The 17362-nt window shown below is 70.0% G+C and carries 15 protein-coding genes and 1 pseudogene; 10 read left to right on the top strand and 6 right to left on the bottom strand.

Annotated features, from left to right (window positions below):
- Nucleotides 1-8 precede the first annotated feature (8 nt).
- Nucleotides 9-743, top strand: a complete 735-nt coding sequence (locus VGR06_RS20595; protein WP_327560743.1) for an ATP-binding protein — start codon at nt 9-11, stop codon at nt 741-743.
- 56 nt (nt 744-799) lie between these two features.
- Here the strand turns inward: VGR06_RS20595 and VGR06_RS20590 are convergent, their stop codons facing one another.
- Nucleotides 800-4312, bottom strand: a complete 3513-nt coding sequence (locus VGR06_RS20590) for a S8 family serine peptidase (protein ID WP_327560742.1) — start codon at nt 4310-4312, stop codon at nt 800-802.
- A 354-nt stretch (nt 4313-4666) separates the two neighbouring features.
- On the opposite strand from VGR06_RS20590, the gene VGR06_RS20585 reads away from it, so the two are divergent.
- Nucleotides 4667-5182, top strand: coding sequence for a winged helix-turn-helix domain-containing protein (locus tag VGR06_RS20585; RefSeq protein WP_327560741.1), 516 nt, complete (start codon nt 4667-4669; stop codon nt 5180-5182).
- Between the two features lie 106 nt (nt 5183-5288).
- On the opposite strand, the gene VGR06_RS20580 is transcribed toward VGR06_RS20585, so the two are convergent.
- Complete coding sequence (locus VGR06_RS20580) at nt 5289-5603, bottom strand: hypothetical protein (RefSeq protein ID WP_327560740.1); 315 nt, start codon at nt 5601-5603, stop codon at nt 5289-5291.
- Nucleotides 5604-5716: 113 nt separating this feature from the next.
- Here VGR06_RS20580 and cobA point away from each other — a divergent pair, with 113 nt between their 5' ends.
- Nucleotides 5717-6943: a uroporphyrinogen-III C-methyltransferase gene (gene cobA, locus VGR06_RS20575; protein WP_327560739.1), complete on the top strand. Its 1227-nt coding sequence runs from the start codon at nt 5717-5719 to the stop codon at nt 6941-6943.
- Here cobA and VGR06_RS20570 read toward each other — a convergent pair.
- Nucleotides 6923-8266: a DEAD/DEAH box helicase gene (locus VGR06_RS20570; RefSeq protein ID WP_414637302.1), complete on the bottom strand. Its 1344-nt coding sequence runs from the start codon at nt 8264-8266 to the stop codon at nt 6923-6925. The genes cobA and VGR06_RS20570 overlap by 21 nt on opposite strands.
- Before the next feature lie 198 nt (nt 8267-8464).
- Between VGR06_RS20570 and VGR06_RS20565 the strand changes: the two genes are divergently transcribed.
- Nucleotides 8465-9004 (top strand): copper resistance CopC family protein, encoded by a 540-nt coding sequence (locus tag VGR06_RS20565; protein WP_327560737.1) that lies wholly within the window; start codon nt 8465-8467, stop codon nt 9002-9004.
- A gap of 93 nt (nt 9005-9097) precedes the next feature.
- The gene (locus tag VGR06_RS20560) at nt 9098-10156 is read left to right on the top strand and encodes a glycoside hydrolase family 75 protein (RefSeq protein ID WP_327560736.1); all 1059 of its coding nucleotides are present in this window, start codon (nt 9098-9100) and stop codon (nt 10154-10156) included.
- Nucleotides 10157-10549: 393 nt separating this feature from the next.
- Here the strand turns inward: VGR06_RS20560 and VGR06_RS20555 are convergent, their stop codons facing one another.
- Together VGR06_RS20555 and yaaA are read right to left on the bottom strand one after the other, a co-directional pair.
- Nucleotides 10550-11536: a serine protein kinase RIO gene (locus VGR06_RS20555; RefSeq protein ID WP_327560735.1), complete on the bottom strand. Its 987-nt coding sequence runs from the start codon at nt 11534-11536 to the stop codon at nt 10550-10552.
- 187 nt (nt 11537-11723) lie between these two features.
- The gene (yaaA, locus tag VGR06_RS20550) at nt 11724-12455 is read right to left on the bottom strand and encodes a peroxide stress protein YaaA (RefSeq protein ID WP_327560734.1); all 732 of its coding nucleotides are present in this window, start codon (nt 12453-12455) and stop codon (nt 11724-11726) included.
- A 216-nt stretch (nt 12456-12671) separates the two neighbouring features.
- Between yaaA and VGR06_RS20545 the strand changes: the two genes are divergently transcribed.
- The 4 genes from VGR06_RS20545 to VGR06_RS20530 all read left to right on the top strand — a co-directional run bounded on the left by VGR06_RS20545 (nt 12672) and on the right by VGR06_RS20530 (nt 16492).
- Nucleotides 12672-13001, top strand: coding sequence for a hypothetical protein (locus VGR06_RS20545; RefSeq protein WP_327560733.1), 330 nt, complete (start codon nt 12672-12674; stop codon nt 12999-13001).
- Complete coding sequence (locus VGR06_RS20540; RefSeq protein WP_327560732.1) at nt 12941-15007, top strand: sensor histidine kinase; 2067 nt, start codon at nt 12941-12943, stop codon at nt 15005-15007. The genes VGR06_RS20545 and VGR06_RS20540 overlap by 61 nt, the downstream gene beginning before the upstream one ends.
- A gap of 95 nt (nt 15008-15102) precedes the next feature.
- Nucleotides 15103-15822 (top strand): response regulator transcription factor, encoded by a 720-nt coding sequence (locus tag VGR06_RS20535; RefSeq protein WP_327560731.1) that lies wholly within the window; start codon nt 15103-15105, stop codon nt 15820-15822.
- Nucleotides 15823-15856: 34 nt separating this feature from the next.
- A complete protein-coding gene (locus VGR06_RS20530; RefSeq protein WP_327560730.1) occupies nt 15857-16492 on the top strand; it encodes a hypothetical protein in 636 nt (211 codons plus the stop codon).
- A 2-nt stretch (nt 16493-16494) separates the two neighbouring features.
- On the opposite strand, the gene VGR06_RS20525 is transcribed toward VGR06_RS20530, so the two are convergent.
- The gene (locus VGR06_RS20525; RefSeq protein WP_327560729.1) at nt 16495-16851 is read right to left on the bottom strand and encodes a VOC family protein; all 357 of its coding nucleotides are present in this window, start codon (nt 16849-16851) and stop codon (nt 16495-16497) included.
- A 47-nt stretch (nt 16852-16898) separates the two neighbouring features.
- On the opposite strand from VGR06_RS20525, the pseudogene VGR06_RS20520 reads away from it, so the two are divergent.
- Nucleotides 16899-17362, top strand: a pseudogene (locus tag VGR06_RS20520) (S-methyl-5-thioribose-1-phosphate isomerase); the annotation flags it as partial.

The following is a 17362-nucleotide window of genomic DNA, read 5'->3' as shown; positions in this document are numbered from 1 at the left end:
TGATGGGCGTGCGGACCGGGCTGCGCATCGACCAGGGCTATCGGGACGGCGCCGCCGTGGTCGTGCCGCACGGCGTGCTGGACCTGGCCAACTACGCGGAGCTGCGGGACACCCTGGTCAAGTGCGCGATCGAGCTGCCGCGCGGGGTCATCGTCGACGTCGGCTGGCTGAGCGTGCCGACGACCGCCACGCTGGCGGTGTTCTCCTCGGTGTGGATACAGGTGTCCGACTGGCCGGGCGTGCCCATCGTGCTGGTCGCCGCGCGCGAGCTGGACCGCCGGCGGCTGGCCCGCAACTCCATCACCCGGGTGATGCCGGTGCACGCCAGCGTCGAGGAGGCGCTCGACGCGCTCGGCGAGCCGCCCCCGCGCCGGCGCACCATCCTCGAGCTGCCGGACGAGCCGGCGAGCGTGGCCGCCGGCCGCCGGTTCGTGGAGGTGACCTGCATCCGCTGGGGGTGCCTCGAGGTGCTGCGGGACGGGGTGCTGGTGGCCAGCGAGCTGGTGGAGAACGCGGTCCGGCACGCCCACGGCGACCCGCGGCTGCGGCTGGAGCTCGGCGGCGGCCTCCTGACCGTCGCCGTCTACGACGACGACCCGACGCCGCCGCGGCTGATCAACTCGAGCCTGACCGCCCCCGGGCACCTCGGGCTGGTGATGGTCGCCAAGCTCGCCAAGTCCTGGAGCAGCGCCCCGACCCTGTCCGGCGGCAAGGTCGTCTGGGCCGTCCTGGTCGTCCCCTGACATGCCGGTGGGGCGGCCGCGCAGCGCGACCGCCCCACCGCTGTGGCAGCTACTCCTTACCGGTCAGGGCGATGGGTCACCCGGACCGAGCTGATGACGGGTGGCTGCTTTCCAGCGCGGGAGCCGAAGAACACCTCGACGGAACCGCCCTGGGCAACCGTGACGAAGAACGTCCGCCGGTCCGCCGCGAGCGTGCCGACCGCGGCCGCCACGTCGTAACCCGGCAGCACGACCTGCCCGTTCAGGGTCACGTCGAACACCCGCTTGCCCGGCGCCAGGTTCCGCAGCTCGGCGAAGTCGAGCTCGACCTGGTAGACGCCGGCCGGCAGGTTGTCGAACCGGTACCCGGCCATACCCGAGCGCTGGCTCTGGTACAGCTTGTCGTCATCGGTGTTCGAGATGGCCTTCGTGGAGGTCTCCACGAAGCCCGGCCCGATGTAGCCGAAGCCGCCGGCGGAGTAGGCCTGGTCGGCCGTCCACGCGTCGGCGTTCGCGTCGGTGAAGGCGCCGGTGGCTCCGGCGTCGACACCCTTGCGGTAGCCCGGGACCACCAGCGTGACCGGAACGGAGAGCGTCGGGGTGCGCCCGGCGTTCGTGGTCAGGTCGATGGTCGCGTTGTACACGCGGCCCACCGGCAGCCCGACCGGGTCGACCCGGACGGTCAGCGTCTGCGAGCCGCCGCCGGCAATGGTCAGCGACCCGGGCACGGTCCACAGCCACGACGCCGAGCTGCTCAGCGTGTAGGTGAGGTCCAGCTCGCTGGTGCTGCGCAGGTTCAGCGTCGCGGTACGCAGCTGGCCGGACTGCGCCAGGAACGACGGGTTCGCGCCCTGGATCTCGGCCCGCGGCGTGTGCAGCGCCACGTCCTTCGCCGTGGTGGTGCCGTCGCCGATGGACACGTCCGCGGAACCGTTGACGTACAACGGCTTCGACGCCTCGATGGTGTAGTCGCCTTCGAGCAGGCGCAGCGCGTAGCTGCCGTCGGCGGCCGCGGTCGTGGTGGACACCTCGTCGGTGCCCTTCAGCGCCCGCACCGTCGCGCCGGCCACCGCCAGCCCGTCGTTGAAGTCGGTGACCTTACCGGCCACCAGGCCGTTCGGCGGCAGCTTGAACCGGATCGACTGCGCGTTGTCCAGCACCGAGGTGTTGAACGAGTACTGCAGCGCGTCCGTGCCGGCGGCGTTCTCGATGCCGATCGTCGCCGAGTTACCGGTCTCCACGCCCTGGGCCGGGTCGAGGTTGCGGTAGTTGAGGGCGACCTCGCCGTTCTCGAACAGCGTCGCCTCGAAGTCCACCCGGGACGTCGCGGAGTTGAAGAACTGCGCGTTGCGCCACTCGATGGTGAACGAGCGGTTCGGTGCGGTGCCCGATGCCTTGGTGAACACGCCGCTCTGCGAGTCGATGATCAGGTCGTCCCAGAACGGGTAGATCGCCGCGTTCGGCGTCGCGGTCGACGGGATGGCACTGTTCGTGAACGCCGTGTTGGCGGCCAGGAAGTTGATGTTGCCGTTCGTCGAGATGAACGCGGTGTTGTAGGAGTTGCCGTAGAAGAAGGCCGGGAACGGCAGGGCCACGGACGTCGACGCGTCGTCGCCGCTGAGCGCCACCGCGGTGTCGCCCTCGACGTAGTTCGCCGCCTCCAGCACACAGAAGTTGCCGAACTGGTCGGTCCGGTTCGGGATCGAGAAGTCCAGCGTGACGTCACCGGTGACGTTCAGCGCCTGCGTCTGCTGGTCGTAGCAGCCGCCCGCGGACGCCTTCGCCTGGTAGGTGCCCACCGGCACGTTGGCGAAGGAGAACGAGCCGTCGGCGGCGGAGGTCGTCGGCGCGATCGGCGTGCCGAGGATCTCCACCTTCGCGTTGCCCACCGGTGCCCCGTCGGCGTTGCGGACATGCCCGCTGACGGTGCCGTTGGTGACCCTGGAGAGCGCGAAGTCCACTGTGGACGTCTGGCCCTCGGTGATGGTCGCCGAGCCGGTGGCGGTGCCGTACCCGAACAGCGACGCGGAGATGGTGTAGCTGCCGACCGGCAGGGTGCTGCTGTACTGCCCGGCGTTGTTGGTGGTCAGGTCCCGGTTGCTCGGGCCGGCCACGTGCACGTTCACGCCGGCGAGCGGGCTGCCGGTGCCGGCGTCGGTGACGGTGCCGGTCAGCGTGCCGACCGGGCCGCGCGGGGACTGGTCCACCGACGCGAAGGCGTTCAGCTTGCCCTCGCCCCACACGTTGTTGTTGCCCGCCGTGCCGCCACAGGTGAGGTCGGACGTGTCCACCGCGGTCTGGTTCAGCAGCGCGGCGGTCGCGTCGTAGTTACCGATCAGCGACGGGGCCGCCGACCACATCAGCGCCACCGTGCCCGCGGTGTGCGGCGATGCCATCGACGTGCCGGAGAAGTTGTCGTACTGCCCACCGGGCACCGAGGAGCGGACGTCCACACCCGGAGCCGACAGGTTGGGCTTGATCATGCCGCCCTCGCCGGGGCCCCGGCTGGAGAAGCTGGCGATCGTGCCGTTGATGTCGAACGCGCCGGACGCGTAGGTCTCGGTGTAGTCACCGGGGGAGCCGGCGGTGTTGCAGCTCGGGCCGGAGTTCCCGTTGGAGAACGCCGGGAAGATGCCCGACGCCCGCCAGGCCTGGACGTTGGCCTTGTAGAACGGGTCCACCGCGGAGCCGTTGGCCGAGCCCCACGAGTTGTTCACGATGTTCGGCCGCAGGTCCGCCCGCGGGTTGGCGTTGTTCAGGTCGGTCGGCGCGAGCACCCACTGGCCGGCGGCCAGCAGCGAGGTGTCCGAGCAGCTGTTGGACTCGCAGCCCTTGGCCGCGATCCACTTGGCGCCCGGGGCGACACCGATCTGGTTGCCGGCGCCGTCGTCGCCGACCATCGTGCCCATGGTGTGGCTGCCGTGCGCGTTGTTGTCACATGGCGCGAGCGAGGGCTGACCACACACCTGCGCCGGGTCGAACCAGCTGTAGTTGTGGTTGAACGTGGGCGGGTTTCCACCCATGTTGCCGCGGTACTTGCCGACCAGCGCGGGGTGCGTGTAGTCGACACCGGTGTCGATGTTGGCGACCACGATGCCCTCACCGCGCACGCCGAACGTGGACCACACCTGGTCGGCGTGGATCGCCGCGAGGCCCCATTCGATGGTGTTCACGTTCGCCGCGTCGGCGGCCGGGATCGGCTTGGGGACCTGGTAGGTGCGCGGGGCGAGGATGCCGGTCACCTCACCGCGCTTGGCCAGTGACTCGGCCAGGGCCGAGGAGCCGTCCTTCACGTGGATCGCGTTGACGATGTAGAACGACTGGTAGCTGATCTTCTGCCCGTCGAGCAGGGCCCGCACCTGGGCCTGGCTCGAGTTCGCGGTCTGCTGGAGCGCGTTCACCACGGCTGTGCCGCGGGCGTTCCAGTCGGTGACGGCGGAGGCCGCGGACAGGTTCGCCGACTGGCCGAACATGACCCAGAAGTCGGTGCTGTCCTTGGCCGCCAAGGAGTTCTTCACCGACTGCTCGATCTTGGCGGCCGCGTCGGGTGCCGGCGCCGCGGCTGCCGGTGCCGCGAACATGCCGATCATGGCGATTAGCGCGGTGAGCAGGCTGAGGAACGCTCTTCCTCGCCTGTTGGTATGGGGTCGTCTTGACATGCGCAATGCCCTCCAAGTTTTCTCGCGCGGCGCCGGAGCGGCCGCGCGTGCGCCCCTACCCGTAGCGCGGTCATCACTACGGGTACACAGAGACGCTCCTGGATCGTCGCAATCCGGTCACGGACGTAAAGCGGGCGTTATGGGGTCGCCACGGGGTCTTTTTCACGGTTACCAGCGGATTTTGGTGGTAATCACCCAGACACTGCCCGTCACCTGCCCGGAAGCGGTAACAAAACGAAACGCTGTTCGATCATCGAGGTAACGGCTGTGTCTGGGAGGTGACGCGTGGACGGGCGAGGCGTTCTCGAAACGATCAACGTGCCGCTCGTGCTGTGCGTCGGTACCAGCGCCGAGGAGATCGCGGTCATCGCGCGCGCCACCGGCGGCCGGCTCGCGGTGCTGTACCTGCCGGACACGGCGAGCCTGCGGGCGGCGCTGACCAGGCCGGACGTCGTGCCCGCGCCGATCGAGGAGCCGATTCCGACGCACCGCGTGGTGGAGTTCGGCAAGCTGCGCCTGGACGCCGACCTGCGCGAGGCGAGCTGGCGGGGCAGCACGGTTCCGCTGTCCGCACGGGAGTTCGACCTGCTGTTCGCGCTGACCAGGGACCCCGGGAAGGTCTGGACCTTCGCCGAGCTCACCACGCATGTGTGGGAACGCCCGTATCTGGGCGACATCGAGGCGGTCGTCTCGGCGGTGAAACGCCTGCGCCGCCAACTCCGCGCCGCCGCCCCCGGCGTCATCGTGGAGTCCGTCCGCGGCGTCGGCTACCGCCTCGTGGTCACCGACAACCTGGACTGAACTGCGCGTTCGGCCAGGCGTCCTGCCAACCGCACCTCAGGGGACCGCGACGGCACCCAGCCACGGCTCACCCGCCAACCGCACCATCGGCTGGAACGCAACCGCATCAAAAATTCCGGAGAGGCGGGACTGCGAAGTCCTGGCGGAGATGGTCGTTCTGGCCGGAGCCGGGGTTCACGTAGACCAGGGCCTCGTGGTTGCCCGCCTCGACATAGCCCAGGCTGATCCTGGGCGTGTCGCCGTAGCCGGGGTACAGCTCGCCCGAGTTCCAGGTGAGCAGGTAGTTGCCATCCACCTCGACACCGACCTCGGCGACCCCGGACTCGTCGCCCACGTTGAACAGCTCGAAGCTGACCTCGGTGTCGTCCCCGTTGGGAACCACGGACAGCGCGCCACCGGCGAACTCGAACATCGCACTCATGGTGCCGATTTCACCGTGGGATGCGGTGTAGGGCAGTCGGCGGTGGGGCGGCCATTCGGGCAAGGCGCCTGCCCCATCCGGCGGCTTGCGGGCCGCCAGGCATGCTGTGGGCCATGGCGGAACAGCACTACCTCGCCGGCTTGGACCTCGCCGGCCGGCGGGTCGTCGTGGTGGGCGGCGGAACGGTGGCGCAGCGGCGGTTGCCCCGGCTCATCGCCGCGGGCGCGGCCGTCGAGCTGATCTCGCCGTCGGTCACGCCGGCGGTGCAGGGGATGATCGACGCGGGGGAGCTGACGTGGCTGCCGCGCCGGTACGCACCCGGGGATCTCGAGGGCGCCTGGTACGTCCTGTGCTGCACGTCGCATCGCGAGGTCAACGTGGCGGTGTCGGAGGACGCCGCGCGGTTGCGGATCTTCTGTGTGCGCGCCGACGCCGGCGCCGAGGGGAGCGCGGTCACCCCGGCCACCGGCGAGCACGACGGCATGTTGATCGGGGTGCTCTCCGGCGGCCGCCCGCTGCGCTCGGCCGCCGTGCGCGACGGGGTGCTGGACGCCCTGCGCGAGGGCCGGGTGGACGACCGGTCCGCGGTCGAGGCGCCGGTCTCCCGCCGGGGTGAGGTGGCCCTGGTCGGCGGGGGCCCCGGCGATCCCGAGCTGATCACCGTGCGCGGCCGGCGGCTGCTGGCCCGGGCCGACGTGGTGATCGCCGACCGGCTGGCCCCCCGCGAGCTGCTGGAGTCCCTGCCGCCCACCGTGCTCGTCGTGGACGCCGCCAAGATCCCCTACGGGCGCGCGGCCAGCCAGGACGCGATCAACGCGACCATGATCGAGCACGCCCGCGCCGGCCGGTTCGTGGTCCGGCTCAAGGGCGGCGACCCCTACCTGTTCGGCCGCGGCTTCGAGGAGCTGCTGGCCTGTGCCGACGCGGGCATCCCGGTCACCGTGGTGCCCGGCATCACCAGCGCGTTCGCCGCCCCCGCGGTGGCCGGCGTCCCGGTCACCCACCGCGGCGTCGCCCACGAGGTGGTCGTCGTCTCCGGGCACGTCGCCCCCGCCGACCCGGCCTCCCTCACCGACTGGCCGGCCCTCGCCCGCCTCGCCGGCACCATCGTGATCATGATGGGCGTCGAGCGCATCGCCGCCTTCGCCGAGGCGCTCCTGGCCGGCGGCCGCCCCCCGGAGACCCCGGTCGCCGTCATCCAGAACGCCACCACCCGAACCCAGCACACCGTCATGTCCACTTTGGACAAAGCCGCCGAGGACGTCGCCGCCCACGAGATCCGCCCACCCGCGGTGATCGTGATCGGCCCCGTCGCCGCGCTAGGCCGCCCGGGATCGTGACTTCTTGGGACGCCCGCGTGTTTGCCCGTCACGTCGCTGTGTTTGCGCCTCACGCCGCCGTGTTGGCCCCTCACGTCGCTGAGTTGGCCCCTCGCGTCGCTGTGTTTGCGCTTCACGTCGCTGAGTTGGCCGCTCGCGGTCCACGACCGGGACGCCGGTGGGTTGGCGCGCGCCGGTGATGCGGACCAGGTCGGCGTGGCCGGGGCGGACCTTGGTGCGGGTGGGGGAGACGCCGGCCTGCTCGGTGAGGCGCAGCACGCTGCGCTGCTCCTCGTGGGTGGCGACGGTGACGACCGTGCCGGACTCGCCGGCCCGCGCGGTGCGGCCGGCGCGGTGCAGGTAGTCCTTGGCGTCCGCCGGGGGATCGACGTGCACCACCAGGTCCACGCCGTCCACGTGCAGGCCGCGGGCGGCGACATTGGTGGCGACGAGGACGGGCAGCCCGCCGTCGCGGAACTCGGTCAGCACGCGGGTGCGGGCGCCCTGGGTCTTGCCGCCGTGCAGGGCGCCGGCGTGCACACCGAGGGCGCGCAGCCGGGTGGTCAACCGGTCGACGTGGTGCTTGGTGCGCACGAACATGATCGTGCGGCCGCGCCGGGCGGCCATCTCGGCGATCACGACCGGCTTGTCCTGCCGGGAAACCAGCAGCACATGATGGTCCATTGTGGACACGCTGCCGGCGGCCAGATCGACCGAGTGGGTGACCGGGTCACTCAGGTACTGGCGGACCAGGGTGTCGACGTCGCCGTCCAGGGTGGCGGAGAACAGCATCCGCTGGCCGTCCGCCGGGGTGAGGTCGAGGATGGCCTTGACCTGAGGCAGGAAACCCATGTCCGCCATCTGGTCGGCCTCGTCGATGGTGGTGAACGCGACCTCGGAGAGCACGCAGGTGCCCTGCCGCACATGGTCGCTGAGCCGGCCGGGCGTGGCGATCAGCAGGTCCACCCCGCGCCGCAGGTGGTCCACCTGGCGCGAGTAGGGCACGCCGCCGACCACCGTCCGGCACCACAGGCCGAGCGACTTGGCCAGCGGTGCGAGCGCGTCGCTGACCTGCGTGGCCAGCTCGCGGGTGGGCACCAGGACCAGCGCCCGCGGGTGCAGCGGGCGCGCGGCCGTGCCGTCCAACCTGGACAGCAGGGCCAGGCCGAAGGCGAGTGTCTTGCCCGAGCCGGTCTGCGCACGGCCGAGCACGTCCCGGCCGGCGAGCGCGTCCGGCAGGGTGGCCGCCTGGATCGGGAACGGGGTGGTGATGCCGGACCGCCGCAGCGCCCGCAGCAGCGGGGTGGGCAGGCCGAGCTCGTCGAACGTGCGCGTGGCGCGCACGGGTGAATGCTGCACAGGTTCCTCTCGATGGCACGTCTCGGGAGGCCTGTTCGGTGCAAGCGTTCGCGCGGACGAGCCCGGCGCTGGTTTGCACCGCTGTCGTTGGGTTGGTTTTACCGCCGGCTCCTCGGCCGCGTGCGGTACGTGCCGATCGTACCCGATGACCCCGGTCACCCCGCGGCTGGCAGGATCGCCGGCATGGTTATCCGGCGTTTGATCGTGACGTTGGCGCTGTCCGGGCTGGCCGTGCTGGCCGCCGCCACCCCGGCGTTCGCCCACGCCGAGCTGACCGCGAGCACGCCGGCGAAGGACGCATCCCTTGCCATCGCGCCGAAACAGCTGCAGCTGACGTTCAGCGAGCCGGTGTCGCCGATCTCCATCACGGTGGCCGGGCCGGGCAGCACAACGTGGACGGTCGGCGAGATCCTGGTGCAGGACAAGGTGGTCATCGCGCCGCTGCAGGCGGTCGGTCCGGCCGGGCCGTACACGATCACGTACACGGTGAAGTCGGACGACGGCGACGACGTCACCGGGACGGTGGCGTTCACCATGACCGCGGCCAGCCCGGCGTCCACCGCGGCCCCGGCACCGGGCGGGCAGGCCGCGCCGGGCGACGGCGGCGGGGGAGTGCCGGCCTGGGTCTGGATCGTGATCGCGCTGGCCGTGTTGATCGCCGCGGCCGGCCTTGTGGTCGTGCTCCGCGCGCGCCGCACGACCGAGAGTCCCGCTGAGCGGTAACTCTCACACTCGTAGTTGACGACGGCCCGTAGCCGGGCCTAGCGTCATCCCGGGAATAGTAAGTAAACCTTTCTATCCTTCTCGGGAGGCAACGTGCGCAAGGCCGCGATCCTGACAATTGCGACAACGACGGCGGCCGTGGGCCTGTTCGCCCCCGCCACCGCCGACGCCGCGACCACGACGTACCAGGCGGAGAACGCGACGATCTTCCACGGCGTGGTGGAGTCCAACCACGCCGGCTTCACCGGCACCGGATTCGTCAACTACACCAACGAGGCCGGCTCCTGGGTGGAGTGGTCGGTCACCGCCGGCACCGCGGGCAGCGCGTCCCTGGTGTTCCGCTTCGCCAACGGCACCACGACCAACCGGCCGATGACCATCGCCGTCGACGGCACCACGGTGTCCACACCGTCCTTCGCCGGCACCGGCGCCTGGACGACCTGGACCACCACGACGGTCAACACCACGCTCTCCGCCGGCACGCACACCGTCCGGGCCACCGCCACCACCGCCAACGGCGGCCCCAATGTCGACTCCCTCCAGGTCACCGACGGCACCGGCGGAGGCGGCGCCCCCACCGCCGCTGAGCTGCTCGCCAAGGTGACCACCTGCACCCAGATCTCCAACGGCCGCTACAAGACCGACTCCGAAGCGTCGCGCACCATCCCGGTCTGCGACAAAACCGGCGCCGTGTTCTGGAAGGCCGACATGGACATCGACTGCGACGGCATCCGCACCGCGCAGTGCAACGAGGACACCGACTGCTGCTTCCTGCCCGACACCGCGTTCCACGACTCCCAGGGCCGCCCCCTCAACTCCGCGCAGCTGCCTTACGTCGTGGTGCCCAGCCCCAGCAGCACCTGGGACTACCGCCAGTTCGGCATCCGCGGCGGTGGCGTGGTGGCCGTGATCTTCAACAACCAGGTCGAATACGCCGTCGTCGGCGACACCGGCCCCACCGACATCATCGGCGAGGCCTCCTACCGCACCGCGGCGGACCTCGGCATCGACCCCGACCCCAGCACCGGCGGCACCGACTCCGGCGTCACCTACATCTTCTTCAAGAACTCCCAGGCCTCCCCCATCGAGGACCACAACGTCGCGGTGACGCAGGGACAGCAGCTGGCCCGGCAGTTCGTCAACAACAACTAGTTCACGACATCCACCCGCCGATCGGGGAGAGCGGCCACCTCAGGCCCTCGTCCCAGGGCCGTTTCAGGATCGTTTAAGCAGCGGCTCAGGACGTACTACTCAAGGCCGATGGCGTGCCGGTGGTGCGGAACCTCGGCGATACTTCAGTGTCCACTGTGGAGTGAGTGCGACGAAGGGGGCCTTCCTCACGCTCAGCGTGAGGAAGGCCCCCTTCATCGCATAACTGCGGAGCGCGTAGGAACGGTCGGGATCGGGCAGCCGGACCATGCCTCACCTTCCGTCCTTCGAGCGGGAAGCCCGTGCCATGGCAACCTCTCTCTGGCAAGAGTTTCCCACCACCGCCCGGTTAGCTAACGACCGACGTCCGTAAAGGGATGCGTGGCGGCGCTTTGATCACCCCATACCGGCTGTGTACAGCAGCCGCTCCGTGAGCAGGACGGGGTCGCTCAGCCGGTCCGGCAGGCCACGAGCGGTGAACCAGCCCGCGATGTTGGTCACGTCGCGGTGCAGGAACTCCGGGCCGCGGGGGTTGGCGATCACGTCGACGACCTGGGGGAGGTCGATCAGCATCAGGTGGCCCTCGTGGACGAGGAGGTTGAAAGCGGACAGGTCGCCGTGGGTGAGGCCGCCGGTGGCCATCAGCTCCAGTGCGGCGACGAGCTGGTGCCAGAGGTCGGCGAGCTCGTCGGCGTCGGGGCGGAGCTGGGCCAGGCGCGGGGCGGCGCCGCCGTCGCCGTCGTCGAGGAACTCGAGGAGGAGCTCGGTTCCGTTGAGTTGGGCGGGGTAGGGGACCGGGGCGCCCAGGGACCACAGGCGGGACAGCGCCGCGAACTCCGCGATGGACCACTGCTCGGCGAGCAGGTTGCGGCCGAACGCGGTGCGGTTGGCCAGGGCGCGCATCTCGCGGGACTTCTTGACCCGCCGGCCCTCGAGGTAGCCCGCGTTGCGGTGGAACATGCGGTGCTCGTTGCTGCGGTAGCGTTTCGCGGCCAGCAGGCAGGCGTGGTCGGTGTCCGGGATGGCGCGTTCGAGCAGGTGGACGTCGGCCTCCTTGCCGGTTTTGAGCACGCCGAGCTCGCGGTCGACCGCGGCCAGGTCGGTGATCAGCCAGTCGGGGCGCGGGTGCGGGCCCTGCTCGCCGTCGGCCCAGGTGGACCAGCGGTCGGCGTCGGGCGGGAGCTCCATCTCGGCGGTGACCGCGTCGTCGCGGGCCTTGGCGAGCCGTTTCCGCGCGCTCTCGGTGAGCCGGCCGGAGCGGTTCGGCTGCGGGTCGTCCTCGAACTTCGGCTTGCGCCGCGCGCGGGCCGGCCGGGCGTTGTCGTTGTGGTCGTCAAAGGTGTCGAAATGGTCGTACGCGTCGTACGGATCGTGCGTGAGCACTGGTGGGTTCTCCTTGTGAGTTCAGGGATGCCCCACCGGGCCACGATCAGCGCGCGGCAACCTCGAGCGGGGCGGGACGGGCGCAGGCCACGTCCACGACAGTCGTAGACACGACGCACCTCCTCGCACTCGCACTCGAACGTGTGGCGAGCACCGTCCCGCACCGGACCGCCCGCGCGCAACCTATTTATTCGACGACCAACTCGAGGACCCGCTCGCCCGCGGGCTCCAGCCGGAGCCCGGCAGCCGCTGCCACCCGGATCACCGACCGCACCGAGCCCGGCTCCCGCGGCGCCTTCACCAGCGCCGCGGCCAGCCGGCCCTTGTGCGCCTTGTTGAAGTGGCTGATCGCCAGCCGCCCCTCGGCGCTGACCACCCGGACCGTGACGGCGTGCGGGACCGGCGCCAGGTTCGCGTACGGCCCGGACCGCAGGTCCAGCACCAGATCGTCCACAGTAGACAAGGTCTTGCCGAGCACCGGATGCCACGCCGACCGCAGCGTCCCCATCCCGGGCAGTGACGAACTCCCGGAGAGCCGGTACGCCGGAATCGCGTCCTCCGCCCGCACCACCCCGAACAACGCCGACGCCACGGCCAGCCGCGCACCCGCCCGCCGCCGCTCGGCCCGGCTGAACGAGCCCGCGTCGAGGGCGTCGTAGAGCACGCCGGTGTACCGCCGGATCGCCGGCAACGTCGGCGCCGAGCGCACCGCGGCGTTCCGCGCCACCTCCTCGGACTGCCGCTCGGACAGCCCCAGCGCCGCCAGGCTCGCCGGCACGTCCCGCGCCAGCACCACGAGCGCCGAGACCAGCCGCTCACGCACCAGGTTCAGCTCGGGAAAGGACAGCGCGTCGAGATCCAGCGCCGGCCCGGCTCCGCCGCCGGCCTTGGTCTCCGACGGTGGGAGCAGCACCAACACAGTCGCCGACCCTAACCGACCCCAAACCAATCTCCGCACGCCATCCGCGATCGCGCTGTCCCAAGAACGCCACGGTGTTGTCCAGTTCACGCTCTGCCGTCGGGCCAAGATGGCACCCGAGAAGCCGGGAGTGCAGCACCCTTGTTCCCGGGATCGCGGGAACCGGAGGCTACGAGCCGGCAGCATCCCTCATCCCTCCAGCAGAGGAAGTGATTCATGTCCGCATCCAGTGAAGGGCAGCCCTACTGGCATCCGAAGCTTGGCGACCTCAAACTCTGGTACCAGACGTTCATGCTCTTCGCGGCCACGTCACCGGCAGACGACACGTATTTCCATGGCCCGCACATCGCGTCGCCGGTCGACCTGGATCGCGTCATGAGCGCCATCGAGGAGTTCGAGAAGAAATACCCCGTCGAGGACCTGCCCGCCCTGGAATACATGCGCGCTGAGTTGGACAAGCGCGCCCAGGTCGTTAACGGGGCAGGGTGGTCGGATTCCGGGTCACCGTGTCACAACTTCTGGCATTGGCTGAACGGCGACTCCTGATTCGATCCGCGAGATCTCAATACTTCCAAGGGGACACCATGGTTTCCAGTCATACGGCCGGAAATGACAAGTGGCGCGTGAGCCGCGAAGTCTTGATATCTCGCCTGGTTGTGACGGTGGCGGCGGCGTGCCTGATCGCCGCCGCCACCGCCTGGGTGGTCCGCACTCCTCCGGTGGATCTGTCACATCCGCGCAACTGGATAGTGGCGACCGTGTGCTGCCTGCTCGGGTTGCGCATCGTGGCGCATGCCAGACGGAATCCGGTCGGCTGGCTGATTCTGACGATGGGGACGTGCGCGGCGGTGGCGGTAGGCGCCGGAGCCTGGGCCGTCGAACACTGGTTGTCCTGGATCGGCACCTGGATCTGGTGGCCCGGCTATGCGCTGGTGTCCCTCATTTCGCTGCTATTTCCCAATGGGCGGCTGCTGTCGGCGTGGTGGTGGCCGGTATTCGCGCTCGGTGTGCTCGGGGTCCTGCTGCCGATGATCGGAATCGGATGGGCGTCCTGGTCGTCTCCGGGCACGTTCTGGCACGACGCCGTCCAGGGCACGGCCCGGCGCGGTACGCCGGTCGGTCTCGGCTTCCTCGGTCTGGGATGCTTCCTCCTCAGCTCGTTCGGTGCGGTCGTGGCCCTGCTTGTCCGGAGCCGGCGCGCGGCAGGCAATCAGCGCCGGTTGCTCGCCTGGGCGGCCGCCTGCGCGATCTTGGCGGTGCCGGCGCTGCTCTTCGAACTACTGGGGACACTGTGGGGGGCCTGGGCGGTGGTCGTGGCCGCGTTTCCGGCCGCCGCGCTGATCGCGATCCTCAGATACGGGCTCTACGACATCGATCTGCTCATCCACCGGACGCTGCTGTACGGGTCGCTCACCGTGGCGCTGGCCGCCGCCTACACCGCCGCGGTGCGCCTGGCCACGGCACCCTTCCCGGCGCACGCGCGGTTCATCGGCACGGTCGCGGTGGTCGTGGCGCTCGCGCCGCTGCACCGGTTCCTGCGGGGTCTGGTGGACCGCTGGCTGTACGGGGACCGTGCGGATCCGTACCGGGCGCTGACCCGGCTCGGGGAGCAGTTGGAGAAACCGCTACCGCCTGAGGAACTTCTGGCGCATGTCGCCGGCACGGTCGGCGCGGCGCTGAAGGTCCCCTACGTCGCGGTGTCGCTGGATATCGACGGGGAGTCCCGGGTGCTCGCCGCGTACGGGAACTCCCATGACCGGCCGTGGTACCGCATTCCGATGCGGCACGGCGGGCGCGACGTGGGGGAGCTCGTCGTCGAGTCGCGCGCGCCCGACGAGCGGCTCGGCCAGCGCGAGCGCCGCCTGCTGGGGGACCTCGCCCGCCAGATGGCACCCGCGGCGCACGCCGTGCGTCTCGATCAGAAGTTGCGGCTCCTCAGCGGCCGCTTGAACGAGGAACGGGAAGAGGCGTTGCGGCAGATCACTCGGGACATGCACGACGTGATCGGGCCGAGCCTCGCCGGGGTGCGGTTGCAGGTCGACGCGGTCCGCAAGCTGGCCGGAGACGACAACCCGCGCGTCCGGCAGCAGCTCGGCGCCGCCATCGACGATCTGATGGGGCTGTCGACGAACGTCCGGAACCTGGTCAGCAACGTTGTGCCCCGCGATCTGCATCTCGGCCTCCTCGACGCGGTGCGCAGGCAGGCGGACCGCTTCAGGAGTCCCGGCCTCAGCGTGTGTGTGCTGGCGGAGGGGTCGCTCGACCGGTTGCCGGCCAACGTCGAGCTTCAGGCTTACCTGATCATCAGCGAGGCTCTGACAAATGTGGTCAAGCACGCGAATGCTCGTTCCTGTCAGATCCTGCTCCACCGAGCAACTGATTTGCGGGTGAGCGTCACCGACGACGGCACGGGGATCCCGTCCGGTGCGGTAATTGGGGTAGGGCTGGAGTCCATGCGCAAGCGGTGCGAAGATCTTGGGGGGACGTTCGAAATTGGCCTGCTACCAGGGGGAACGCAAATCGCGGCCTGCCTTCCGCTGGGACAAGATTAATCCTGAATGAGGCGATCGCAGGCTGGCGTACCGAGTATCAAGCGCCGGCTGTAGACTGCGTGCCGACGCGTGTGGGCTGGCCTGCTAGGAGCCTCATGTTGACTGACGAACGGCTTCAAGTCGGAATTGTCGACGACCACGCCGTATACCGAAGAGGGCTGCGCGCCGAACTCGAGGTGGACCCCGGCATTGTCGTGGTCGGGGAGTATTCCACGGCTGACGCCGCGGTCGCCGCCATCCCGGAACTGCGCCCGGACGTCACGCTGATGGACTTGCACATGCCCAGAGGCAGTGGCGACGAACCGACCTACTGCGGGGCCGAAGCCATCACCAGAATTCGGCAGGACTGGTCCGAGGCGGCCATCGTCGTTCTCACTATGTATCGCGACGATGAGCGGGTGCGCGAGGCGATCCGGGCCGGCGCCCGGGGATACCTCCTCAAAGAGGATGAAAGTATTGACTTTGCCCGCGGAGTCCGGCTGGTGGCCAGCGGCAAGGGCATATTCGACGGCCGAGTTGTCGAACGGTTGTCCGAGCTGGTACCGCCACTGTCGAATGGCGTACCACGGCCATTCCCCGAACTGACCAACCGGCAGTTGGACGTCCTTCAGTACCTCGCGCTCGGCAAGAGCAACCGAGAGATCGCCAAATTGATTGGCATAGAGTCGAAGACGGTGGAGAACTACCTACCGCTGATTTATGATCGGCTGAGAGTTCAGAGCCGCCAGGAGGCGATAACGAAGGCCCGGGCCGCCGGTTTCGGCCCACCGCCGGACGGTTCGAATCCCCTGGAAAACGGGGGTGGCCGCACCTAGTTCCCGGGGGTGTGGGCGGTCCAGCCTGTGCGATGTGATCATCACTCAACCGGTCTACCGCACGGTTCTGGCCGTGGACGTGGAGAACTCCACCGCCAGGAACAACCGTGCCAAGGGGTTACTGCGTCACCACCTGTACGACCTGGTCGCGGAGGCCCTCGTGCTGAGCGGCATCGGAGTCCGGCAGCACGATCCGTTCATCGACCGCGGCGACGGCCTCCTCGTCCTCATCTACCCGTGCGACCAGGTACCGAAGACCCTGCTGCTGGGCGCGGTCATCCCGACGTTGAGCCGCCTGGTGGCGCAGCACAACGCCCGGTACCCGGCGGTCCCGATCCGGCTGCGGGTCGTCCTGCACGCCGGCGAGGTGCACTACGACCCGCGAGCCCCCTTCGGCGAGGCCCTCGACATCGCGTTCCGGCTGCTCGACGCTCCGGCGGTGAAGGAGGCGCTGCGCCACACCACGGCGCCGCTGGTCCTGGTGATCTCCGGCGAGCTCTACCGTTCCGTCGTCCGGCATGGCTATCCGGGCATCGACCCGATTGCCTTCAGGCCGATGGTTCACCTGAGGGTCGCGGGCGCGTGGCAGTTCGGCTGGGTCCACGTACCGGACGGCCGCTGGATCGCGCGGCCGGTCACCGGGCGGTCGATTCCGCCGGCCGCGAGCTGAGCTCACCCGTCGAACGAGCCCACGCAGAACTCGTTGCCCTCGGGGTCGCGTAACACGGTCCAGACCATGCCGGGCACCGTGTGCTCCTCGACCTCGGTGGCGCCGAGGCCGACCAGCCGCGCCACCTCGGCCGGGCGGTCGTCGGCGCGGAAGTCGATGTGCACCCGGTTCTTCGCGGCGGCTCGCTCCTCCGGCACCTTCTGCAGCGCCACGTACGGGCCGCCCTCGGTGGGTGCGGGCACCAGGAGGTAGTCGCCGTAGTGCTGGACGTCGGCGACGCCGAGCGCCTTGGACCAGAACTCGGCCAGCTCGGCCGGATCGGCGCAGTCGATCGTCACGCCACCCATCTGGATCGTCATGGCGCGCACCGTAGCGGCCGCCACCGACAACGGACACGATGGAGGTCATGCGCACGATCGACTGGCAGGACGGCCACGTCGTGGCGATCGACCAGACGCTGCTGCCGGCGACGCTGCGGGTGATCCAGATCCGGACCGTGGCCGAGCTGGTCGACGCGATCCGCCGGCTGGCCGTCCGGGGCGCTCCGGCCCTGGGGGTCGCGGGCGCGCTGGGGGTGGCCCTGGCCGCGCGGTCGCACCCCGGGGACGAGGTCCGGCGGCAGGCCGCCGAGCTCCGCGCGGCGCGGCCCACGGCGGTGAACCTCTCCTGGGGGGTGGATCGGGCGCTCACCCGGCTGGATGACGGACCGGAGGCGGTGCTCAAGGAGGCGCTCGTCATCCTCGAGGAGGATGTCCGCTGCAACCGGAGGCTGGGCGAGCGCGGCGCCGCCTGGCTGCTCGAGAACGCCACCGGGCCGGTCGCCGTGCATACCCACTGCAACGCGGGCGCACTGGCCTGCGTGGAGTGGGG

It is taken from the genome of Actinophytocola sp., from assembly GCF_036002505.1.
GTDB lineage: Bacteria > Actinomycetota > Actinomycetes > Mycobacteriales > Pseudonocardiaceae > DASYTH01.
Note: the sequence above shows the minus strand (reverse complement) of the source record. Positions and strands in the feature narration are given on the sequence as shown.